Source organism: Mesorhizobium sp. WSM4821, from assembly GCF_055901555.1.
Map to the genome: position 1 here is coordinate 3,308,799 of NZ_CM148371.1, position 23,095 is coordinate 3,331,893.

A 23,095-nucleotide genomic window follows, 5' to 3' on the forward strand; every position below is an offset into this window, starting at 1 on the left:
TTGGCGTCCCTCTGTTTGCGCCGGTGCAAGGGTGCGAAGCTTCCTGAACTCGGTTGCGATCACGGTGTCGTCCGTGATCCTCCCGCTTCCGGCGGGCGCGATTTCTGGCTAACCGCTCGCCTATATGCGCGGGGCCGGCGGACGGATAGTCTACTTCTTCCTGCTGACGGCCGTGCTCGTTCCAGATCGTGCAAATACCCTTTTTCTTTCCTGATCAGGGCCGTCGGTCTTGACTGAAACCACGCAACCCAACTGAGGAGAAGAAACATGCGGCAAGCGCTGATCGTGTGGGGCGGCTGGGATGGACACGAGCCGGAAGAAGGTGCGCGCGTCGTCAAGGCGATGCTCGAAGAGGAAGGCTTCGGCGTGCGCGTCGAAACCACGACTGCCGTATTCGCCGACCCCGCGATCGCCCATTTGAGCCTGATCGTCCCGATCTACACGATGGCCAAGCTTGCGAAGGACGAGGAGCTCAACCTGACAAAGGCGGTCGAGGGCGGCGTCGGTCTTGGCGGCTATCACGGCGGCATGTGCGACGCGTTTCGCGAAGCCACGGAGTATCAGTTCATGTGCGGCGGTCAGTGGGTGGCTCATCCGGGCAACATCATCGACTACCAGGTCGACATCGCCAGGCGCGACGATCCCATCATGAACGGCATCGACGATTTCTCGTACCGCTCCGAGCAGTATTACATGCATGTGGATCCCTCGAACGAGGTGCTGGCGACCACCACCTTCTCCGGCGAGCACGCGTCCTGGATCGAAGGCGTGGTCATGCCGGTGGTCTGGAAGCGCCGGCACGGCAAGGGAAGGGTGTTCTATTCGGCGCTCGGACATGTCGCCAAGGAATTCGCGGTGCCGCAGATGAGAATGATATTTCGTCGCGGCCTGCTGTGGGCGGCGCGCTGAGAGCCCCGACGATCGGCTTTGTTGCGTGTCCGACCATCTCAATAGCGGATGGCGACTGATGCCCCATTTTGGGCGGACTCATACGCCGCGACAACGATGGCGAGCGCGGCTTTCCCATCCAATGCCGAGCTTGGGGCGTCGCTTACATCAAGCAAATAGTCCACGAATGCCGACGCCACGGCGTGATGGAAACCTCCGGCTACGAACCGTGGGACGACGTCGAGGGTTTCCCAGCCGACCGCGTCGTTTCGCGCAAGCCTGAGATAGTTTGGGCCGGACAGGTTGCGAGACGCGAGATCGACTCCGGCGAGGAGGACGGTCGCCTTCGTTCCGTAGACTTCCACCGAGTCGTAGCCAGCGGCGAACGACCAGCTCGTTGCCACTTCGGCCAACAGCCCGTTTTCCCATCGCAACATGGCAATCGCGGCATCCTCGACGGCAAGATCCCTAGGAAATGAGATGTTCGCCTGGACCGTCTGTGGGTTGCCGAACAGCCAGCGCAGAAAATCGACCGCATGCACGCCCTCGTCGATCAGGGTGCCGCCGCCGCTGAGTTCCGGCCTGGTCCACCAGCCATTCGTGAACGCAGCGTCTCGCCCGTGGTTGTGGCCGTGTCTGATGCGCACGAGCCGGATTTCGCCGAGTTCGCCCGATTGGATGAGGTCTCGGATCCTGATGCTTGCCGGGTCGAGACGTTTTGGGAAGCTTTGCATGAACTTGATGCCGCGATCGCGAACGGCAGCCTCGATCGCAACAGCGTCGTCCATGCTTGCCGCCAGCGGCTTCTCGCATAGAACCGCGTGTCCGCGCCGCGCCGCCGCCTCGATGAGGGGCCGGTGCCGGGCCGTCTCGGAGCAGATGGCGACGGCATCGACCGACGCCAGAAGCCGGTCGATGTCGTCGAACTGCTGCATCGCAAAGCAGGTCGCAGCGGTCTGCCGACGCGATGCTTCGTCGTCCCAGACGCCGGCCAGCGAAACGCGCGGGTCCGCCGCAAAGGCTTCGGACCAGAAGTTGGCGTGATAATGCGCGAAGCTCAGGATGCCGATGCGCAGGGACATCGCTCAATCGGTGTCCGGTTGGGACGGGCGCTGCCGCGCCAGCGTCCGCGGGCTTGGCCCGCGCATGTAATGCAGCTCCGGCCGGTACGACCCGCGCGAGCCGAAGTATTTGCGGACCAGCCCCGTCAGCGAGGTTCGCGAAAGCGCCGCATTCCCGCCGCGGGCTGAAGCGGCGGCCGCAGCAGCGTCTCGAACCGGACGCGCGGGCCTGCTCCGTTGGCGGGTCGGACCGCGGTCGTCGATACGCGTCCGGGACTGCGCGTCGAACACGTGCGCCGTATCGGCGATGGGAGCGATGCGGATGGTCTCGCCCGGGCGGGCATGGACGCGTTCCTTGAGCACGCAGGTGACCTGCTGCGTCCCAAAGCACAGCACGATCAGGCTCTCGGCGCCTGTCGGCTCCACCGTGACCACCACCGCTTCCAGCCCGGACTCGCTGCGCTCGATATGCTCGGGCCGGATGCCGTAGATCACGCGCCGCCCCTTGGGCAGGTCTTTGCAATTGCCCACGGGAAGGGCCACGCCGTCATCGGTGACGAGCCCGTCCTTGCCGATGGTCCCTTCGATCATGTTCATGGCCGGCGACCCGATGAAGCCGGCGACGAACACGTTTGCCGGGAAATCGTAGAGATCGAGCGGTTGGCCGATTTGTTCGAGCACGCCGTCGCGCATCACGACGATCGTGTCGGCCATCGTCATCGCCTCCACCTGATCGTGCGTGACGTAGACGGTCGTGGTTCCCAGACGCTGATGCAGGGCCTTGATCTCGGAACGCATCTGGACCCGCAGCTTGGCGTCGAGATTGGACAGCGGTTCGTCGAAGAGGAAGACCTGCGGGTCGCGCACGATCGCGCGGCCCATCGCGACACGTTGCCGCTGGCCGCCCGACAGCTGTTTGGGGAGCCGCTTCAGGAGCGGCTTGAGGTCGAGAATGTCGGCTGCGCGCGCCACCCGGCCTTCGATCTCGGCCTTGTCCCTGCCGGCGAGTTTCAGCGCAAAGCCCATATTGTCGGCGACGCTCATATGCGGATAGAGCGCATAGCTCTGGAAGACCATGGCAACGTCGCGGTCCTTGGGCGCGACCGTGTTGACCAGCCGGCCGCCAATGCGGATCTCGCCGTCGCTGATGCTCTCGAGCCCGGCGATCATCCGCAGCAGCGTCGATTTTCCGCACCCGGACGGGCCGACGAGAACGACGAACTGGCCGTCATCGATCTCGAAGTCCACGCCATGGATGACCGCGACCGGGCCGAATGTTTTCTTGACGTCGCGAATAGTCACAGGGGCCATCTCAGTTCTCCGGATGCTGTTGGGGCAGCGTTGCCGCCGCATTGCCTTCAATGGAAACAAGGACGCGGTAGGACCGCCGTTCGCCCGGCTTGAGAACCGCTTCTGCGGGCGATGAGCCGTCGGTGGGGCGCCCGCTTGTACAGGGTTCGATCGACAGGACGCCGACGCCAGGCCTGAGATCATGCCAGAGCTGGAGATGGCCCAGCGCGTCCGTATCGAACTCGAAGCGCACCGCAAGCCCGCCGGGCGCGCGAACGACACACATGGCCGTGGGGCCGGAGGCCGGCCAGCTCCGAGCCGTGACCAGGCCCTTCTCCGCATCGGGGAGCTCGATCGGACCGATGAGCCGCCGCCCGTCCAGTTCGACCGTGCTTCCCGTCATTATCGCGGGGTAGCCGAGATTGAAGTGGTAGAGCATCGGTTGCTTCGTATCGGTTGCGCCGACATTCTCGACGGTATCGCGAATGAGGATGGCCGCGCCGCCGATCGGCGCTTCGATCCGCCGGTGGAGCCGCAACGCCTCGCCGCCATAGCGCGCCTGCGTGATCTCGCCTTCGCAATGGAGAAACGGCGCGGCCGCCTGCCAGGACTCGCCGTAGGCCTTGATGGCTGCCGGCGAGAAAGGCAGCCGCCCGTGCTGCGGCTCGCCATTGCGGGCGAGGCGAATGTGATTGAGCCCACAGGTGACGAGGAACCCGCTGAAACCACGGTTGAAGCCCCGGCCGTCTTCACTGTCGGGGTCGAGCAATGTCGGAGCCACGAAGCCGGCCGGGCTTTGCCAGCTCATGGGAACACCTTGCCAGGACAGCAGGCCGATATCCATCGAGCGATCGGCCAGCACCGAAAAATCGAGGCCGGCGCCCGTCGAGAACGCGAGCGCCCGCACGCCGCGTTCGGCGCCGTCGTCGAAGACGATGCGCCGGACGCTTGCCACCTGCCGCAAGTCGCCGACCAGCGGCCGCAACGCCGCGGCGCTCCACTCGGTCATTGGGCCGGTTCCGCCGCCCGCTCGCCCGCTGACGACAAGTCGAGCCGCGCGAAGGCCTCCGGCGGCGCGTCATTGGCTTTCATGAGATCGACCATCATGCCGATCAGCCGCGCTTCCTGCGCCGCGTCCGTTACCGGCCTGGTCTGGCCGGGATCGGTCTCGAGATCGTAGAGCCGCGTGTCGGATTCCAGCAAGGCGCCCGGTCCGTAGTTCAGATACATCGGCGAGCGCTCGAGCACCGGCACCTTGAGCAGCTTGGCGCCCTTGGTGAACGGAAATGGTTCCGCAAGCCGCGCATCCGACAGTTCCTCCGGCGAGAACGGCGCGAAGATATGCGTCGGCATCAGCGTGTACTGGTAGATCTCCTGACGGGCCAAATCGGCCGGGAAGCGATGGTAGGTGTAGCGTCCATCGGCGACGTTCACCGCTCCGCCGAAATAGCCGAACAGGGCGCCGTCCCGGCGGCGTTCGTTGTTCTTCATCGACAGCAGCGAATAGCCCTCGCTCTCGGGCGGCGCTTCGGCGCCGAACAGATCGAGGAAGGTTGGCGCAAGGTCGATCGATTGCGTCAGCGAAGTGGTCCGCAGCCCGGCTCTCGATGTGTTTCGTGGATCGTGGATGAAGAGCGGGATGTGCGCGACCTCCTCGTAGAGGTTCATGCGGTTCTTCGCCCAGAAATCGTGCTCGCCAAGCAGGAACCCGTGGTCGCTTGTCACGACGAGCGCCGTGTCCTTCCACAGGTCATGCCTGTCGAAGCAGTCAAGCAATTGCCCAAGCAGGTGGTCGCACATCGCCACGACCGCGTAGTAGTTGGCGCGCAATTCCTCGCACTCTTCCGGCAGTTCGTCGACGCGCCCATAGCGGGGCCAATCGCGGATCGAGCCCTTCCATCCCGTGTCGAAGGGCTCCTTGAAGCGGGATGGCGCATGGAACGGCTCGTGCGGGTCGAAGGTCTCGATCTGCAGGAGCCAGTTGTCGGCGTCGCGATTGCGGTCGAGGAAGTCGAACCCGTGCGCGAAGCACTGGACGGAGGGGAAATCCTTTTCCTCCCGGATGAACTCGCGGTTGACGATGTTCTGCGAAAAGTATTTGCGGCGTTCGGTGGTGAACTGCCTGGCGTGATACATCTCGCGCAGGCGCTCCCAATGAGGCTGCACCATCGCCTTCCACGGATCGCCCTCCTGTCCGCGGACGAACTCGTAGGAATCGTAGCGGTTGTGGTAAGTCGCGCCACCATCTTCCCAATAGTGGAAGTGGTCGGTGACCAGATGGCTGTAGATGCCCTTCCGGTGCAGAAGCTCGGGAAACGCGTTGTCGAAAGGCTCCAGCGGTCCCCAACTGCGATGCAGGAAGGTGAGGCGCCCGGTCAGCATATCGCGTCGCGCCGGCATGCAGGGAAGGCTGCCGACATAGTGGTTGTCATAAGTCACCGTCCGTGCGGCCAGCCGGTCGAAGTTCGGAGTCGGGACCCGCTTTCCCTGGTAGGGCGCCAGGACATGGCGATTGAGCGAGTCGAACAGGACGAACACGGCTTTCATGGCAAACTCACTTTCATGGCAGACTCTGGGAATGCAGGCTGGACTGTCTGGTGCTCACTTGACCGCGCCCTGTGTCAGCCCCTTCACGATGTAGCGCTGGGCGATGAGCAGGAGGAGGAGGGCAGGCAGGATCGACAGCGCGGCGCTCGCGGCCATCTGAGTGTAGAGGATCTCGAAATCCTGCGCGAACTTGGCGATGGCGACCGGCACGGTTGCCGTCTGTTTCATGGTGAGCGTCAAGGCTACGGCGAACTCGTTCCAGGAAAAGACGAATGTCAGGACCGCCGTCGCGGCGAGGCCCGGTGCGATGATCGGCAGCACGACGTGGCGCAACAGGACCGGCGTCGACGCGCCGTCGAGCAATGCCGCCTCTTCCAGCTCTTTGGGAACGTCCCTCACAAAAACGCTCATCAGCCAGATCGCCATCGGCAGATTGAGGGTCGTGTGCGCCAGGATCAGCCCGGTGAAAGTATTGTCGAGGCCGACCGTGCGCGCCATCGTGTACCAGGCGCTGGCAAGTGCGACCGGCGGGATCATGTGGAAGATCAGCGTCCATGCCAGGAAGATGTTTGGTATCCAGCGCGGCCAGCGCATCCGATGCAGCGACCAGGCAGCGAGTGTCGCGACAACCAGGCACAGGACCGTGCTGGTGACGCCGACGATCAGCGAGTTCCGATAGTTTACCAGGAAGTCAGAGGTCTTCGAGAACAGGACCTCTGTGAAATTGAAGAACACGGGTTTGAAGAAGACATCGCCCATCAGCAGTGAGATCTGCGTCCGGAACCCGGCCGCAACCGTCCAGATCACGGGCAGCACGATGAGCAGCGCAAAGCCGATCAGCACGGCGTGCACCAGGGCGGAACGGAATCTCTGGACAGCAACGGAACTCATGCGGCGGCATCCGAGCGCTTGCGGGCCGAGAGCGCCACGACCAGCAGAAGGGAAACGATGAAGATCACCGCGACCGACATGGCGGAGCCGTAACCGATGCGGTCTTCGGTGAAGAAGCGCTGGTAGAGCGTGAAGCTGACGACCTCGGTCGACGTCCCCGGGCCACCGCTGGTCAGCAGGTAGACTTCGTCGAAGACCTTGAAGGCGAGCACCAGCCGAAAGGCGAAGGTCACGATGAGCGTCGGGACCAGAAGCGGCAGCGTGACGAAGCGGAATTCCTGCCAGGACGTCGCCCCGTCGATGCGTGCCGCTTCGAACACGTCTTGCGGAAGCGATTCGATGCCGGCCAGAAACAACAGGAAGCAGAACGGCGTCCAGTGCCAGATGTCGACCAGCACCACCGACAGCAGCGCCGTCTCGCTGGCTCCCAGCCAATCGTGCGGAGCGATGCCGATCAGTCCCAGCGTCTGGTTGACCAGGCCGAAATCGAAGTTGAGCATGAGCTTCCAGATGGCGCCGATGACGATGCCGGGAATCAGGATGGGCAGGATGAAGATCGCGCGATAGAGGACGCGTCCGCGCGTGACCTTGCTGCACAGGAGCGCCAGCAGCAGGCCGAGCACCATCTGGCCGGAGACGGCCGAGAGCGCGAAGACGAAGGTGTTTGACAGGCCGGCGCGGAACAAGGCGTCGGAGGGAAGCGCCGCGTAGTGCGTGAGGCCGGCACTGCTTCGGACCGCTTGTCCGCCCGACCACAGGATGTCCTGAAAGCTGCTCATAAAGAGATTGACTAGCGGCAGGGCGGTCAGCAGCACCATGAGCCCCAGCGCGGGCGAGAAGGTCAGCCATCGCCAGAGCCGGTCGTCTCCAAGCGCCACGGCGCTGGCACGCGATGCCGGCCCGGAGGCTGCCTGGGAGGGAAGCGATGTTATGCTCATGACAAGGGACCTGCGAACCCTAATGCATTTCGCCCAAAAATGCGTAGCGGATTTGGGACAGCAACATGCATAAAAACAAAGACTTAAAGCGCGTCGGCTGAACCTGTTTCGACGCGACGCGCTCTAGCGCAACGACTCCAGTTCGCCGGTCTTGTATTTGTATTTCTCCATCACCGCGTGGATGTCGTCGGCCATGCCGTTCAAGGCATCCACCGGCGTAATTTCACCGGCGACAGCGCGGTTGAGCCCAAGCTCCAGGACCGCGATGACTTCACTGGCTTCCGGGAACTGGTAGATGTTCACCGCATGCGGCAGCGATTCCGCCAGCGGCCTCATCCAGCGGTAGCGGCGCTCCTCGGCAATCGGCTCCTTGTAGACCGCGGCATGGGTCGGAATGCCCCCGGCTTCCGCGGTGGCCAGCTGTGCCTCCTTCGTCTGGAACCAGCGGAGGAATTCCAATGCGGCGCGCTTGCGATCGTCGGGCACATTGTGCGCGACGCCAGCCAGCCAGTGTCCCAGTCCTGGCGCGGTCGGAAGGCCCGGCAATGACGGGGTGGGCGCGAACTCGACCTTGTCGACGACGGCGGACTTGTTCGGGTCGTCCATCTGCGACCAGGCCGCGATGACCATCATGATGTGCGCGGCGCTGCCGGTGACCATGGCCTGGATCACCTCCGCCTGGTCGCTTGCCGCCGTCTTCGGATGGCCGGCTTCCTTGGCCAGGCGAACATAGTACTCCAGCGCCTCGCGGCCTTCGGCACTGTTCAGCGTGACGGAGTAGTCGCCGGAGGACTGGTCCTTGAAGATGCCGCCGCCGTGACCGTAGAGATAGGGATAGAAGTCGTAGGCGACCGTGTGCGGCCCGCGTGCGCCACGCTGCACGATGCCGTAGCGCTCCGGCGGATTGTGGAGCGTACGTGCATTGGCCTCGAGCTCGGCGAACGTCTTCGGCGCCGACAGCCCCGCTTCCTGATAGAGATCGCCGCGATAGTAGAGCAGCGGAATGAGTGGCGACACCGGAACCGACATCAGCTTCCCGTCCGACGTGACCGTTTTCTTGTCCGCGTTGTAGAAAACGGTGTCGCCGAGTGTGTACACGTCCGGATCGAGCTTAAAGCCTGGATCGATGTCGGTCAGGGGCGAGACGAATCCGCCGGCATACATCTCGGTGAACCATCCCGAGTTCATGATCAGGATGTCGTACTGACCCTGTGCCGCCCGGACAGAGTTGCGTTGCTTCTCGAGCGAACCGGCAAACGGGTTCACGTCGAGTTCGACGGTGTTGCCGGTTTCGGATTCATAGAGTTCGACCGTCTTGCGGAAACTCTCGAACCAGGGCGACTGGTTGATTACGATCGTGATCGGCGCGACGGTCTGCGCCCAGAGCGGCCGGATCATGCTTGCCGTCGCGGCTGCGCCGATCCCCACAAGCGCCGTGCGTCGGTTGATTGCGAACTTCGTCATCGGTTCCTCCCTTGGACGGCCTCCACCGTCGGCAGCAAGATGGTCACAAAAGAAGCATTCCGACAAATGAATAGATCGACCAGAATCATGCCATTTTGGCATGGCTCGATTTGCTTTCTGTTTGAGCATCGGATCTTCCCAAACCGGTTTCCATTTTTGGGTCCGATGCTCTAGTTGGTCGGCTCGCGCGCACAAATCTCGATCAGCTCGTCGATGATTGCTTCCGCCGCGGGGGACAGCCATGAGTCCTTGCGCGTGATGATGCCGGCACTGCGCATGGCCGCCACCTCGGGAACATCGAGGATGACGACACCGGTCGCTTCGGGGGTCTTCAGCGTGGTCGTCACCGTGAAGGTCAGCGCATCGGAAAAGCGCACCATCTGCAGAAGGAAAGCCATCGATTTGGTCTCGACGACGGCATTTGGCGGCGCGAGATCCTTGGAAATGAAGACAGACCGGAATCTCTGGTGCGCGCGTGTCGCTTCCGGCGGCATGGCCCATGGGAATCGGAGCAGGTCGGGCAGCGAGAGCTTGGTCCGGCCTTGCAGTTCGTGACCGGCCCGGCAACAGACACATAGGCGATCGGATGTAAGCGGGCGCAGCTTGAGGTCGCGCACTTCGTCCTTGGGAGGAAGCTCGGCGATCACCATGTCCAGCTCGCCGCGACGCAAGGCGCGCAGCAGCGCATCGTCATAGCCACCCTCGATGTTGACCTTGATCGAAGGGTTCTTGCCGGTGGCGATGGCCACGGCGCGCGGCAGGTGGCGACGCAGCCAGGCGGGGCCGGCGCCGATCAGCACGGTGCCGTATTTGCCGCCGCGCAGGCTCTCGATCTCGTTTTTCGCGTCACCGAATTGGACGCGGATCGCTTCGGCATGACGCAGCAGGCTTTGGCCGTAAGGGGTGAGGTCGACGCCGCGCGGCATTCGTTCAAACAACGAAACGCCGAGTTCCAGCTCCAATGAGCGGATCGTCTTTGTCAGCGTCGGTTGTGATACGCCGAGTTTTGCGGCGGCGACGGTTACGCTCTTGTGGGCCGCAACCGTCAGAAAATACTCCAGTTGTCGGATGTTCAACGAACTCACCTACGAGCCAGGGGACCGGTTCATCATCCCTGATCGATGCATGTCGCTCAAGCAGGTCATTCGATGCGCGGAAACCTGGAAACAAAAAACCCGCCTCGGCGGGCGGGTCCCCACGGGCGGATCATTGGCGCAAATCAGCACCGTGAATAAATTCCTAGCATAGCTGCCGTCACCTGTCAAGTTGAAACCACCCACAGTTGCAGGGCAATCGCTTCGCTGAGGCGACTGCCTTGCCGGAGCGAACGCGCCGTCGCATCACCGAGCCATGCGGCGCAGGGCCAGGGCAACGACACTGGTGCCCACTGCCAGAAGCGGCAGCCAGGCCTGCGGATCGCCCATGGCATGGAGCGTCAGGCCGCTGAGCAGCAGCCACAGCAGCGGGATCGGAAACAGCAGCGGCGTAAGGCCGCCGCTCGCTGCAAGCAGCACGCCGAGTGCTGCGATCGCCGTTGGGTCCGGTGCGATGCCAAAGACCTCGGCGCTGGCCCATGGCCGCCCGAAGAGCGGCGGGAGGAGGGGGTAGACGACGAGACCGGCGGCCATGATCAACAGCCCGAGCCGTCCCGCCATGTCTTGCCGGTCGAAGGCGAGGCCGCCGCGTGCGGCACAGCCTATCGCCAGCAGCAGCGCCTGCAGGCCGAAGGCCGGCGCGACATAGGCGATCGCCCAGTTGATCGCGGCATAGCGGCTCCACAGGAACGACCAGCCGACGAAGGCAAAGAGCGCGGCGAGGATGAGCGCAACCCAGAGGCCATGGCGACGCGGCCGCCGCAGCGCGAGCAGGACAATAGTAAGGCCGGCGGCGAGCGCCAGGAGATGCAGCGGCCAGAAGTTGGCATTGTGCAACTCGAACATGCGCCAGTAGACGCGCGGCGAGAAGAGCAGGAAATCCTCCAGCCGGTAAGTCCACCATTCCGACATCTAAACAGGTTCCGCAAAAGTGTCCCACGGTTTTGCGACAAGAACCTGCGACAAACAACAGAGCAGGTTCCGCAAAAGTGTCCCACGGTTTTGCGACAAGAACCTGCGACAAACAACAGGATCTAAGCAGGCATTCGTGGGCCAGCCCATGAATGCCTGCTTAGAGGTCCCGGACGTAAGCCGCCATCCGCTCGCGCAGGGTCGCGTCGGGGAGGGGACCGGTCGCGGCCGTCACGTTCTCGCGCACATGGTCGACGCGGGTGGTGGCGGGGATGGCGACGGTGACGGCAGGGTGCGAAAGGATGAACTTCAAAATGAACTGCGCCCAGGTTCCGGCACCGATCTCGGCCGCCCAGTCCGGAAGCGTCTCGCCTTCGAGCCGCTGCGTCAGCGCGCCTTGCCGAAACGGCCGGTTGGCGATGACGGCCATGCCGCGCTCTGCCGCGAGCGGCAGCAGCCGCTGCTCCGCTTCGCGGTCGACGACGTTGTAGGTGAGCTGCACGAAATCGAGCGGATGCGCGCGCATAATTTGTTCGAACAGGTCGTGCCGCCGTCCTTCGGACGTCGTGATGCCGACATAGCGGATGCGCCCGTCCGCCTTCATGGCGAACAGGGTTTCGAGATGCGTCTCCCAGGCGACGAGGTTATGGACCTGCACGAGGTCGAAGCGCGGTACGCCCCAGAAGCGGCGCGACCGCTCGATCTGCTCGGGTCCGTCGGAGGAGGTCCAGACCTTCTCGGCGGAAAACAGCGCTTCAGGCCTGCCGAGTTTCTCGAGGCCATAGCCGATCACCGGCTGCGAGGAGCCGTACATGGGCGAGGAATCGATCATGCGGCCGCCTGCCTCGAAGAAGGCGGCGATCACGTCGGCGCATTCGTCGCGCAGCACCGGGTCGTCGCCGACATTGAAGGTGATCCAGGTGCCCAGCCCCACGGCGGGGAGCATCTCTCCCGAGGAGGGCACTGCCCGCATCGCCGGCGCAGGCGGCGCACCGGGCGCGGCTTCCGGCAACACGAAAGCCGCTGCGGAAGCAGCGGCGGCCTTCACGAACGTCCTGCGGGTGATGATCATCGTGCGCCATCCCTGTATTCCCGACGCCTTGTACCCGGTCACAAGAATGGTTCCGGGCGATCGGCCTTAGGCCGATCAGGGCCGATGCTCTAGCGACTGTTCGGAATATAGAACGTCTGCCTGAAATAGGAACGAAACGCCTCCATGGCAGAGGTGAACTGGGCATTGCGCCGCCAGGCCAGGCCGACGTCCATTGCCGGGATCGGATCGCTGGGGACCAGCGTTTCGATCCGCTTGCCTTCCAGCGACCATGGCCGCAGGACCATGTCCGAGAGAATTGCGACGCCTTGCCCGTTGGCAACCATCGAACGCACCGCTTCGACGGACGATGTGCGCAGCGTGACGGATGGCTGATAGGGCGTCTTGCTCCAATATTTGAGCGAGGTGTGCGCCGCCTCGTCGACGGTCAGCATGATGTAGGGCTCTTGCGAGATATCCTTCAGGCCGACGGATTCCTTTTGCAGGAGATGATGCTTGGCAGCGACCCAGAGCCGGCGCCGCGAGCCCAGCAGCGTTTCGGTCGAGAGGTCCGGATTGAGCACGTTCGAGGTGAGCAGGACGGCGATGTCATACCGGTTGGACAGAAGACCCTCCTCGATCGCCTCGCGGTTGAGCTCGAACAGCTGGATGTCGAGCTTCGGAAAATTGCGCCTCAGCTTCTCCAGGTGGTTGGGCAGGAAATAGCCGATCACCGTATAGGTCGCGGCGACGGTGAGGCTGCCCTCCAGATCATTGGCCGGCACGTTCAAGCTGGTCGCTTCCTGCACCTTGTTCAGGATGTCGTAGGCGTGGAACAGGAACTGGCGCCCCGCCGCGGTCAGTTCCATGCCTTGGGGAGAGCGGACGAACAGGTCGGCGCCGATCACGCGTTCCAGCTCCTTGATCGCCGTCGTGATCGCCGACTGCGAAATGGCGAGGTCGACCGCCGCTTGCGAAATCTGGCCCTGCTCGGCGGTGGAGACGAAGTAGCGGATTTGGCGCAGGCTGATCGACATCGGGCGAAGCCTTCTGTTTCTCTGATGTTAACAGCCCTTATTTTCTGAAAATACGATACACGCAACTTGTTTGTGCAGCCGCTGCTTTTTTTGATCGCACAGCACGCCCGCGCCTCTGGCGGTATTCGGCGCTTTCCCTTCCAGCGGGCATCCGAAATAGGTATCTGAAAATCAGAATGTCAAATTCTGAGAATAGAATTTTTCAATGCTGCGTTTCCGCGTTAACGTTCGGAAAACAAGAAGACGGGAACCGCGCTGTCGTTCAGCGCCTGGATTGCAAAGGGAGCAACGTGCCGGTCACGATTGTCGACATCAATTGCGATATGGGTGAGGCGTTCGGCCAATGGCGGCTGAGCGAGACCGACGACGCCAGGCTGATGGAGCTGATCAGCTCCGCCAACATCGCGGCCGGTTTCCACGCCGGCGATCCCAATCTGATGGATGCCACGGTACGGCTTGCGACCCAGCACGGCGTCGGCATCGGGGTGCATCCGGGCTACCGGGATCTGCAAGGCTTCGGCCGCCGCAAGATCAACGGCAATGACGACGAGATCATCAACGACATCGTCTACCAGATCGGCGCGCTGCGCGAATTCGCGCGCCGACACGGCGCCAATCTGCAGCACGTCAAGCCGCACGGCGCGCTCTACATGGAACTCGCCGCCAACGAGGCGCTGTCGCGATCCTTCGTCAAGCTGATGCGCACCGTGGCGCCCAACGCCTTCGTCTTCTGCATGGGGATGTCGGAGACCTATCGGATCGCCACCGAGGCCGGTCAGCCGGTCATCAGGGAGTTCTATGCCGACCGGGACTACGACCGCTCCGGCTCGATCGTGTTCACGCGCCATGTCGGCAAGCTCGACCCGGCCGCAACCGCCGACAAGGTTGTGCGCGCCTGTCTCGAGGGCAAGGTCCGCACCGTCGACGGCGCCGATATCGACATCGACTTCGAGTCGATCTGCTTCCATTCCGATACGCCGGGCTGCCTGGAAATCGCCGGCGCCATGCGTTCCGCCCTGGTCGCGAACGGGATCAGGATCGCGCCGGTGTCGGAAGTGCCCACACAACAGGCCCAAGCCGCGAGGGGATCAAGATGAGCAAAGCCGAAATCAGGTCGCCGCTGCCTGGCATGTTCTACCGCAGGCCGTCGCCCGACAGCGCGCCGTTCAAGAACGATGGCGACGCCGTGTCCGCGGCCGACGTGATCGGCATCGTCGAGGTGATGAAGTCGTTCCATGAAGTGACGGCCGGCGTCGACGGCAAGGCAATCCGCTTTCTCGTCGACGACGCCGACGCGGTGATGGCCGGCCAGGCGCTTGCCGAGGTCGAGGCATGACCATCCATTCCGTCCTGATAGCCAATCGGGGCGAGATCGCGGTGCGGATCATCCGCGCCGCGAAGGCCCTGGGGCTGCGGACCGTGCAGGTGCACAGCCAGGCCGATGCCGGCTCGCTGGCGGTGAAGCTCGCCGACGAGGCGATCGACATAGGGCCGGCCGCGGCGAAGAAATCCTACCTCGACATCCAGGCGGTGCTTGCGGCGGCAAAGGCGGCGAAGGTCGATGCCATCCATCCCGGCTACGGCTTCCTGTCGGAGAATGCCGACTTCGCCGAAGCGGTGGTTGCAGCGGGAATGAAGTTTGTCGGGCCCGATGCTGCGGCGATCCGGCTGCTCGGCGACAAGGTCGCGGCGCGCCAGGTCGCGGCCAGGGCCGGCGTGCCGACGGTGCCCGGTAGCAACGGGCGCGTGTCTGACCTCACTGAGGCGGCGGTGATCGTCTCGCGGATCGGCTTTCCGGTGATGATCAAGGCGGCGGCCGGCGGCGGCGGCAGGGGCATCCGCATCGCCCACAGCCTCGAGGAATTCGAGCGTCATTTCCCGCAGGCCTCGGCGGAGGCAGCGGCGGCTTTCGGCGATGGCGGCCTCTACATCGAGAAGGTGATCGAGAAGGCACGTCATATCGAGGTGCAGATCCTCGGCGACGGCACGAATTTCGTTCATTGCTACGAGCGCGAATGCTCGCTGCAACGGCGCCGGCAGAAGGTCTGGGAGGAAGCCCCGGCCGTCGGATTGCCGGCCGACGTCCGCAAGCGCCTGTGTGACAGCGCCGTCGCCCTGGCGCGCTCGGTCGGCTATAGCGGCGCCGGTACGGTGGAGTATCTCTACGACGACGCCAGCCGCGATTTCTATTTCATCGAGGTCAACACCCGCATCCAGGTCGAGCATCCGGTGACGGAGATGATCACCGGGCTCGATCTCGTGCAGGAGATGCTGCGCATCGCCGGCGGTCAGCCCTTGTCGGTCAGGCAGGAAGATGTCGCAATTGCAGGCCACGCCATCGAGTGCCGGATCAATGCCGAAGATCCGCACAGGGGTTTCATGCCCGGTCCGGGCACGGTGGAGACGCTTGCCGTGCCGGAAGGCGAGGGCATCCGCTTCGACACCATGCTCTTTGCCGGCTACACGGTGCCGCCGTTCTACGATTCGCTGCTGGGAAAGCTGATCGTGCATGGCGCCGATCGCGCGGCCTGCCTGGCAAAGCTGCGCACGGCACTGGCCGGCCTCGGCATATCAGGCATTCCGACGACCGTGCCGCTGCATCAGGCGCTCGCCGCCGATGCCGACGTGGCGGCCGGGCGCTTCCACACGCGTTTTCTCGAGAACTGGCTGGAAACGAAATTCGCCGCCCCGCCAAGCGGCACGAGAGAGGTGGCCTGATGCAAAACCGCTATTCATTCGGAGGCGACGAGCATCTCTTCGTTGAGTGCGACGAGAGCATGTCGCTGGAGGCGTTTTTCAAGAGCCTGTCGATGACCAACGCCGTGCGCGACAGCCAGATCAAGGGGGTGACCGAGATCTGCCCGGCAAACGCCTCGTTCCAGATCAAGTTCAATCCCGACATCATCCGGCCCGACGACATGCTGCGCGAAGTGCAGGCGATTGAAAGCGCGGCCAGCAGAACCGATCCGGTGATCGCCACGAGGATCATCGAAATCCCGGTGTTCTACCAGGATCCCTGGACGCACGAGACGCTGATGCGGTTTCGCGAGCGGCACCAGGATCCGAAGGCCACCGATCTCGAATACGCCGCCCGGATCAACAACTATTCGACGGTCGACGACTTCATCGCCGCCCATGCCGGGTCGCCATGGTTCGTGTCGATGGTCGGCTTCGTCGCCGGTCTGCCTTTCATGTACCAGATGGTCGACCGGCCGCGGCAGATCCAGGTGCCGAAATACCTCCGGCCGCGCACCGATACGCCCAAGCTCACCATCGGTTATGGCGGCTGCTTTTCCTGCATCTATTCGGTGCGCGGAGCCGGCGGCTACCAGATGTTCGGCATCACGCCGATGCCGATCTTCGATCCGGAGCAGAAGACCAGCTACCTCCGCGACTTCATGGTGTTCTTCCGTCCGGGCGACATCGTCAAGTTCAAGCCGATCGGGCGCGAAGAATACGACCATACGGTCGAGGACGTCGCCGCCGGCCGGTTCGCCCCGGCAATCAGCGACGTCACGTTCGACCTGCGCGAATTCCAGAAGGACATCGACGGCTACAACGCCAGGCTGGAGGGCATGATCAATGGCCGTTAAGGTACTCAATCCGGGGCTTTCGACCACGGTTCAGGATCTCGGCCGTCCGGGCTACTTTCATCTCGGCATCCCGATCGGCGGCGCCATGGACCGGCTGGCGCTGCGCGCCGCCAATCTGCTCGTCGGCAATGACGAGGGCGCGGCCGGCCTCGAGGCGGTGTTTATCGGACCACATCTCGACTTCACCCGCGACGCGCTGGTCGCGGTGACCGGGGCCGACATGCCGATCAAGCTCGACGGCGAGGAAAAGCCGTCCTGGACCGCGCTGAAGGTCAGGGCAGGCCAGGTGCTGAGCTTCGGTTTCCTCAAGACCGGCGCGCGCATCTACATCGCGATCTCCGGCGGCATCGACGTGCCGCTCGCACTTGGCAGCCGCTCGACCTATCCGATCGGCGCGCTGGGCGGCTTCAAGGGCCGCGCCATCGCCAAGGGCGACGAGTTGCCGGTCGGCAGCGCCGCTGCCGGCAAGGAAGGGCGCAGCGTCCCGGAAGCACTGCGGCGGCGACCAGGCATGCCTGCCGAACTGCGCGTCTTGCCGGGACTCTACTGGCACCGCGCCACCGAGGAGTCGCACCGGAACTTCTTCGACGACCAGTGGAAGGTGGCGCCAGAGGCCGACCGCATGGGCTACCGCTTCCGCGGCGGCCGTCCGTTGCAATTCGTCGAGCGCGACCAGCCCTTCGGCGCCGGGTCAGACCCATCGAACATCGTCGACAGCTGCTATCCCTACGGCTCGATCCAGGTGCCGGGCGGCACCGAGCCGATCATCCTGCACCGCGACGCGGTCTCTGGCGGCGGCTACTTCATGGTCGGCACGGTCGTTTCGGCCGACATGGACCTGATCGGCCAGCTGCAGCCGAACACGCCGACATCTTTCGTCAAGGTCGACATGGACGGCGCGCAGAAAGCCCGTGCCGACCGGGCAGCATTGCTCGACAGGATCAGGAGCGTTTTCGCCTGACGCCTGGGGCGACTGACATTTTTGGGTAAGTGCGGCCAAACCGTCCGGAAGACGGCGGCCGATAACAAGAAAGGGGAATGGCATGAGAAATCTCAGAAAAATGATGCTTGCGACGGCGGCAACCCTAGTTGCCGGGGCTGCCTACGCCGCCGACTGGTATCCCTACGACGCCGCCAAGATCGAGCCGGCGTTTGCCGCCGACGGCAAATCGGTCGATGTCACCTACGAGCCGCTCGACAAGGCGACGAAGCCCTGGAACATCTGCGTCTCGTTCCCGCACATGAAGGACGCCTATTGGCTCGGCGTCGACTACGGCGTTGCGGAGGAGGCCAAGCGGCTCGGGGTCAAGATGAACCTGTCGGAGGCCGGCGGCTACACCGAGCTCGACAAGCAGATTTCGCAGATCGAGGATTGCGTTGCCAGCGGCGCCAATGCGGTCGTCATCGGCGCGATTTCCGCCGACGGCCTCAACAACCTCGTCTCGGAAGTCCGCAAGAAGGACATTCCGGTGATCGACGTCATCAACGGCATCTCGTCGCCGGATGTTTCGGCGAAGTCACTGGTCTCGTTCTACACGATGGGTTCGGAGGCCGGCGCCTATCTCGCCAAGAAGCATCCGGCTGGCAGCGAAGAGGTGGTGGTGGGCTGGTTCCCCGGGCCGGCGGGCGCCGGTTGGGTGAGCGCGGCGAACGAAGGCTTCCTCGCCGCCGTCAAGGGTTCGGCGGTCAAGGTGCTGGAGCCCAAGTTCGGCGACACCGGCAAGGAGGTTCAGCTTAAGCTTGTCGAGGACGCGCTGCAGGCGAATCCAAACATCCGCTACATCGCCGGCACCGCGGTGACGGCGGAGGCCGCGCAGGGCATCATTCGCGAACGCGGCCTGCAAGGTCAGGTCGACCTGCTCTCGTTCTACATGACGCCCGGCGTCTATGAGGGCATCAAGCGCGGCTTCATCCTCGCTGCGCCGGCCGACTCGATGGTCATCCAGGGCCGCATTGCCGTGGACCAGGCCGTGCGCATCCTGGAAGGCAAGGATTACGTCAAGCATGTCGGCCCGAAGATATTCGTTGTGGATCCGTCCAACATCAACGACGTTTCGCCGACGAACATCCTGCCGCCGGATGGCTACAAGCCGGTCTTCAACGTGAACTGATCGCGACGTCTCGGCCCGGTCCCGCCAGGCAAGGCGGGACAGGACCGACCTTTTTGTTTGAGCATCGGATTTTCCCAAAACCGGTTCCACCCCGGGTCAGGCCCGAGGGCAGGCTTTGGGTCCGATGCTCAGGACCCAGGCCGGCAAATAATGGACGACACAAACCCACCGCTCGTGGAGATGACCCGGATCTCGAAGGAGTTTCCCGGCGTCAAGGCGCTCGACGGCGTCGATTTCACGCTTCAGCGCGGCGAGGTTCATGTGCTGTTCGGCGAGAACGGCGCGGGAAAGTCGACGCTGATCTCGATCCTCTCCGGCCTCTTCCGGCCGACCTCCGGTTCGCTGCGCATCGATGGCGCAGAGGTCGACCTCCGCTCCGTGCACGACGCCGCCAAACATGGCATCGGCACGGTTTTCCAGGAATTCTCGCTGATCCCGACATTGCGTGTTTTCGAGAACGTCTATCTCGGCCGCGAGATCAAGCGCGGTCCTTTGACCGACCGGCGCGCAATGGTCGAAGGCGCGCGCACGCTGTTTCGGGATCTCGGCTTCGAGATCGACATCCGCCGGCGCGTCTCCACCCTGTCGCGCGCCGAGCAACAGATGGTGGAGATCGCCAAGGTGTTCCTGGCCAAGGCGCAGGTCCTGATCCTCGACGAGCCGACCGCCTCGCTCACCGAAAAGGAAACGCGCAAGCTCTTCGCCTTCATCGCCAAGGCGAAGGCCGACGGCGTCGGCATCATCTACATTTCGCATCGCATCCAGGAATTCCGCGAGATCGCCGACAATATCAGCGTGCTTCGCGACGGCCGGCTGATCGGCACGGTGTCGGCGCGCGACACGTCGGAGAAGGCGCTGGTCGAACTGATGACCGGCCGGGCGATCGACCAGATCTATCCCGAGATCGGCCGCCAGGCGGACGGCCGGACGCTGATGACGCTGCGGCAGATGCATGGCGCCGGCTTCCACGGCGTCGATATCGACGTGCGTGCCGGCGAGGTCCTGGGCATTGCCGGCCTGGTCGGAAGCGGCAAGTCGCGGATCTGGCGCAGCGTGCTTGGACTGCAGCCGATCCGGTCAGGCACGGTCACGCTGAACGGGCGCGACGTGACCCATGCGGCGACAAGGCATATGCTGCGTGGCGGCGTCTATTACCTGCCGCCGGACCGCAAGAGCGAGGGCCTGCAACTGGCGGCAACGGCGCGCGAGAACATCAAGCTCAGCCTGCTCGGCCGGGCCGACATGGCGGGCGGCTTCGGCTTCGTTGCGCCGCGTCGCATCAAGGCGCTGGCCGACAAGATCGGCGAACGCGTCGGCATCGCCTCAGGCCATATTGGCCGGATCGTCTCGAAGCTTTCGGGCGGCAACCAGCAGAAGGTGCTGTTCGGCAAGGGATTTGGTGAGGAGCGGGACATCTACATCTTCGATGAGCCGACGGTCGGCGTCGACATGGGCACGCGCGCCGCGCTCTACCGGCTGATCAAGGAGATCGCCGAAGCCGGCAAGGCGGTGGTGGTGATCTCCTCCGACCTGCCGGAGGTGATGAACCTTGCGCACCGGCTGCTGGTCTTCTCGAAGGGCAGGGTGTCGGCCGAACTCACCGGCGCCGAGATCGCGGAGGAGAATGTCCTGAAACATTTCTTTGCGGAGACGGGGATCCAATCATGACCATCCAGAGCAGCCGAACCGGGGATAGAGAGGCGCCGCGGGGCCCCGCCATCCTGTTGGCAGCGATAAAGTCGGTGTTCCTCCGCGTCGGGGTGCTGCCGTTCTTCCTCGTCGTTTCGCTGATCGTCTTCTCGCTGATCTCGAACCAGTTCCTGTCGATCCAGAACCTGACCAACGTCGCCAGGCAATCGGTCTATCTGGTCCTCGTCTCGCTGGGCCAGATGCTGGTTCTCATCACGGGAGGCTTCGACCTGTCGGTCGGCACGGCAATCGCCATGACTTCGGTCGTGTCGGCGCTGGCGATGGTGGCGCTGGCGCCGCTGATGCCTGATATGATCTGGCTGGCGATCCTGCTTGGCGCCGGCGCCGGTCTGGGCGCCGCGCTGCTGATCGGCTGCCTGAACGGGCTCGGCATCGCCCAGTTCGATGTCTCGCCGTTCATCATGACGCTTGGCGTGCAGTCAGTCGGCGCGGGGATCGCGCTGTTCCTGACCGGCGGCGTTCCCGTGGCCGGTTTGCCCTATGATTTCGGCAATTTCTTCGGCTTTGGGCGGGTGTTTGGCGTACCCGTGCCGGTGATGATCGCCTTGCTGGCAATCATTGCCATCTGGCTGGTGATGAACCGGACGAAACTCGGCTCCCACATCTACGCGGTTGGCGGCAATGTCAGGGCAGCCAACCTGTCAGGCGTCAACACCAAGCGGGTGCTGTTCCTGGCCTATGTGCTGTGCGCGCTGCTGGCCTCTCTCGCGGGCCTTCTGCTCACGGCGCGCGTCGAGTCCGGTGAAAGCAATCTCGGCGGCACGATCGCGCTGGAATCGATCGCCGCCTGCGTCATCGGCGGCGTTTCCCTGCGGGGCGGGCTCGGCCGCGTGGAGAATGTCGTTCTCGGCGCCTTCTTCATCGTGCTGCTGAAGAACGGCATGAACATCGCCCAGATCGGCTCGTACATGCAAATGGTGTTGCTTGGCTCGCTGCTGGTGCTCGCCGTCATTCTCGACCAGTTCCGCTACCGCATGCTGGTTGGCGAGAGCTGACCAGTCAAGCCCGACAATCGAAAGGAAAGACCATGTTTTCCTCGACTTATCCCGTGCTCGCAGATCAGGCTTTTTCCAGCCGGACGACGGCGCTCAGGAATGTTTTTCTGGCCATTGCCGGGTCGCTGGCGCTGTGGCTGTCGGCCAAGCTGCAGGTTCCGTTCTACCCGGTGCCGATGACCATGCAGACTTTCGTCGTCCTGGTCATCGGAACGGCTTTCGGATGGCGGCTGGGTGCAGCGACGATCGCGCTTTACCTCGCCGAAGGCGCGCTCGGGCTTCCGGTTTTCGCGGGAACGCCCGAAAAAGGCATCGGCCTTGCCTATATGGCCGGCCCGACCGGCGGCTATCTCCTCGGCTATCTGCCCGCCGTGGCCCTTTGCGGTTTCCTCGCCAAGCGCGGCTGGGATCGCAGGATCGTCACCATGGCGCTTTCCATGCTTTCGGGAACGGTCGTCATCTATGCCTTCGGGCTTTCCTGGCTCGGCACGGTCGTCGGATGGGACAAGCCGATCCTTGCCTGGGGCCTCATGCCGTTCATCCTCGGCGACCTGCTCAAGCTGGCGCTTGCCGCCGTGGTGCTGCCGCTGGCGTGGAAGTTTGTCGGCCATCCAGATCGCTGAAATCGGCCTGCTGCAGGAAGGACCTCTCGCGTGCCCAGTCAGAATGCAGAGCGGCTCTATGTGGCGACGTCGCTGGGCGACGCGCTTGCCGTCCTTGCCGAGCGCGGGCGGGCCGCAAGTGTGCTTGCCGGAGCGACCTGGATCATGCGGGCTCCCATCAGGCACGAGCCGCAGGATCTGTCCTATGTGGCGATTTCCAAGATCGACGAGTTGCGCCGTGTCGATGTTCTCGATCGCGAGATCAGCATCGGAGCCTGCGTCACCCATGCCGAGCTGGCGAATGCGCTTGCGTCCTTGCCCGAATGCAGCGCGCTGGCGCAGGCTGCCGGCAATTCCGCAAATCCGGCAATCCGCCACGTCGCCACGATTGGGGGAAACCTTTGCGCTTCGGCTTTCGCGGCAGCGGATCTCGTGCCCGCCTTGATATGCCTCGACGCCGAACTGGAAATCGCAGGACCGGACGGGTCCGAACGGGTGACGGTCGAGCGCTTTGTGGAGATCCGATCAGGCATCGCGCCCGGCCGTCTGGTCCGCCGCGTAATTGTTCCGCGCACGAAGCGACGCTCGGCGCATATAAGGCTGCCACTGCGCAAGGCGGGAGATTATCCCGTGGCAATCCTCAGCCTTGCCGTGACGCTGGGGCCGACCGGTGTCGTCCAAAGCGCGAGGCTGGCGGTCGGCTCGGTCGAACCCGTCGCGCGCCGCTGGACGCGGCTCGAAACCGGCCTTGTCGGCCGTGCTCTTGATCCGCGCCATGCCGCCGAGCAGGCCGAGCGCCGGTGCGGCGATTTTTCGGGCCGCGACGGCATCGAGGCGCCCGGCTGGTATCGCGTGAAAGTTCTGCCGAGCCTGGTGCGCCGCGCGGTTGCCGCCCTGCAAGAGCAGTCCTGAAGTCGGGAAGGATCAAGCCG

21 protein-coding genes and 1 pseudogene are annotated in these 23,095 nt (G+C 63.8%); 11 read left to right on the plus strand and 11 right to left on the minus strand.

Annotation, left to right across the window (positions count from 1 at the left end):
- Window positions 1-267: 267 nt before the first annotated feature.
- Window positions 268-909: a ThuA domain-containing protein gene (locus AC0NID_RS15885; protein WP_473453805.1), complete on the plus strand. Its 642-nt coding sequence runs from the start codon at window positions 268-270 to the stop codon at window positions 907-909.
- Window positions 910-947: 38 nt separating this feature from the next.
- On the opposite strand, the gene AC0NID_RS15890 is transcribed toward AC0NID_RS15885, so the two are convergent.
- The 11 genes and pseudogenes from AC0NID_RS15890 to AC0NID_RS15940 form a co-directional block, all read right to left on the minus strand.
- Window positions 948-1,970, minus strand: coding sequence for a Gfo/Idh/MocA family protein (locus AC0NID_RS15890; protein ID WP_473453804.1), 1,023 nt, complete (start codon window positions 1,968-1,970; stop codon window positions 948-950).
- Between the two features lie 240 nt (window positions 1,971-2,210).
- Window positions 2,211-3,260, minus strand: a pseudogene (locus AC0NID_RS15895) (ABC transporter ATP-binding protein); the annotation flags it as partial.
- 1 nt (window position 3,261) lies between these two features.
- The gene (locus tag AC0NID_RS15900) at window positions 3,262-4,248 is read right to left on the minus strand and encodes a DUF4432 family protein (RefSeq protein ID WP_473453803.1); all 987 of its coding nucleotides are present in this window, start codon (window positions 4,246-4,248) and stop codon (window positions 3,262-3,264) included.
- Window positions 4,245-5,786, minus strand: a complete 1,542-nt coding sequence (locus AC0NID_RS15905) for a sulfatase (RefSeq protein WP_473453802.1) — start codon at window positions 5,784-5,786, stop codon at window positions 4,245-4,247. Before AC0NID_RS15905 ends, AC0NID_RS15900 begins: the two co-directional genes overlap by 4 nt.
- Before the next feature lie 54 nt (window positions 5,787-5,840).
- The gene (locus tag AC0NID_RS15910) at window positions 5,841-6,677 is read right to left on the minus strand and encodes a carbohydrate ABC transporter permease (RefSeq protein ID WP_473453801.1); all 837 of its coding nucleotides are present in this window, start codon (window positions 6,675-6,677) and stop codon (window positions 5,841-5,843) included.
- The gene (locus AC0NID_RS15915) at window positions 6,674-7,615 is read right to left on the minus strand and encodes a carbohydrate ABC transporter permease (RefSeq protein ID WP_473453800.1); all 942 of its coding nucleotides are present in this window, start codon (window positions 7,613-7,615) and stop codon (window positions 6,674-6,676) included. The genes AC0NID_RS15910 and AC0NID_RS15915 overlap by 4 nt, the downstream gene beginning before the upstream one ends.
- Window positions 7,616-7,738: 123 nt before the next feature.
- Entirely contained in the window at window positions 7,739-9,079 is a 1,341-nt protein-coding gene (locus tag AC0NID_RS15920; RefSeq protein WP_473453799.1) for an extracellular solute-binding protein, read from the minus strand.
- A 170-nt stretch (window positions 9,080-9,249) separates the two neighbouring features.
- Window positions 9,250-10,155: a LysR family transcriptional regulator gene (locus AC0NID_RS15925; protein ID WP_473453798.1), complete on the minus strand. Its 906-nt coding sequence runs from the start codon at window positions 10,153-10,155 to the stop codon at window positions 9,250-9,252.
- Between the two features lie 264 nt (window positions 10,156-10,419).
- Window positions 10,420-11,085 (minus strand): DUF6064 family protein, encoded by a 666-nt coding sequence (locus tag AC0NID_RS15930; RefSeq protein WP_473453797.1) that lies wholly within the window; start codon window positions 11,083-11,085, stop codon window positions 10,420-10,422.
- 160 nt (window positions 11,086-11,245) lie between these two features.
- Window positions 11,246-12,058 carry an aldo/keto reductase gene (locus AC0NID_RS15935; RefSeq protein ID WP_473454040.1) on the minus strand — a complete coding sequence of 271 codons (813 nt, stop codon included), beginning with the start codon at window positions 12,056-12,058 and terminating at the stop codon, window positions 11,246-11,248.
- A 188-nt stretch (window positions 12,059-12,246) separates the two neighbouring features.
- The gene (locus AC0NID_RS15940) at window positions 12,247-13,152 is read right to left on the minus strand and encodes a LysR family transcriptional regulator (protein WP_473453796.1); all 906 of its coding nucleotides are present in this window, start codon (window positions 13,150-13,152) and stop codon (window positions 12,247-12,249) included.
- A 323-nt stretch (window positions 13,153-13,475) separates the two neighbouring features.
- On the opposite strand from AC0NID_RS15940, the gene AC0NID_RS15945 reads away from it, so the two are divergent.
- From AC0NID_RS15945 to AC0NID_RS15990, 10 genes are all read left to right on the plus strand, one after another.
- Entirely contained in the window at window positions 13,476-14,249 is a 774-nt protein-coding gene (locus AC0NID_RS15945) for a 5-oxoprolinase subunit PxpA (RefSeq protein WP_474033475.1), read from the plus strand.
- Window positions 14,246-14,488 (plus strand): acetyl-CoA carboxylase, encoded by a 243-nt coding sequence (locus AC0NID_RS15950; protein ID WP_473453794.1) that lies wholly within the window; start codon window positions 14,246-14,248, stop codon window positions 14,486-14,488. Before AC0NID_RS15945 ends, AC0NID_RS15950 begins: the two co-directional genes overlap by 4 nt.
- Window positions 14,485-15,870, plus strand: a complete 1,386-nt coding sequence (locus tag AC0NID_RS15955; protein ID WP_473453793.1) for an acetyl-CoA carboxylase biotin carboxylase subunit — start codon at window positions 14,485-14,487, stop codon at window positions 15,868-15,870. The genes AC0NID_RS15950 and AC0NID_RS15955 overlap by 4 nt, the downstream gene beginning before the upstream one ends.
- The gene (locus AC0NID_RS15960) at window positions 15,870-16,745 is read left to right on the plus strand and encodes a 5-oxoprolinase subunit B family protein (protein ID WP_473453792.1); all 876 of its coding nucleotides are present in this window, start codon (window positions 15,870-15,872) and stop codon (window positions 16,743-16,745) included. The genes AC0NID_RS15955 and AC0NID_RS15960 overlap by 1 nt, the downstream gene beginning before the upstream one ends.
- A complete protein-coding gene (locus AC0NID_RS15965) occupies window positions 16,735-17,706 on the plus strand; it encodes a 5-oxoprolinase subunit C family protein (protein WP_473453790.1) in 972 nt (323 codons plus the stop codon). The genes AC0NID_RS15960 and AC0NID_RS15965 overlap by 11 nt, the downstream gene beginning before the upstream one ends.
- An 82-nt stretch (window positions 17,707-17,788) precedes the next feature.
- Window positions 17,789-18,856 (plus strand): TMAO reductase system periplasmic protein TorT, encoded by a 1,068-nt coding sequence (torT, locus tag AC0NID_RS15970; protein WP_473453789.1) that lies wholly within the window; start codon window positions 17,789-17,791, stop codon window positions 18,854-18,856.
- A 150-nt stretch (window positions 18,857-19,006) separates the two neighbouring features.
- Entirely contained in the window at window positions 19,007-20,524 is a 1,518-nt protein-coding gene (locus AC0NID_RS15975) for a sugar ABC transporter ATP-binding protein (RefSeq protein WP_473453788.1), read from the plus strand.
- Complete coding sequence (locus tag AC0NID_RS15980; RefSeq protein WP_473453787.1) at window positions 20,521-21,561, plus strand: ABC transporter permease; 1,041 nt, start codon at window positions 20,521-20,523, stop codon at window positions 21,559-21,561. Before AC0NID_RS15975 ends, AC0NID_RS15980 begins: the two co-directional genes overlap by 4 nt.
- Before the next feature lie 32 nt (window positions 21,562-21,593).
- Window positions 21,594-22,184, plus strand: a complete 591-nt coding sequence (locus AC0NID_RS15985) for a biotin transporter BioY (RefSeq protein ID WP_473453786.1) — start codon at window positions 21,594-21,596, stop codon at window positions 22,182-22,184.
- A gap of 30 nt (window positions 22,185-22,214) precedes the next feature.
- On the plus strand, window positions 22,215-23,075 hold the full coding sequence (locus AC0NID_RS15990; protein WP_473453785.1) for an FAD binding domain-containing protein: 861 nt from the start codon (window positions 22,215-22,217) through the stop codon (window positions 23,073-23,075).
- Window positions 23,076-23,095 lie beyond the last annotated feature (20 nt).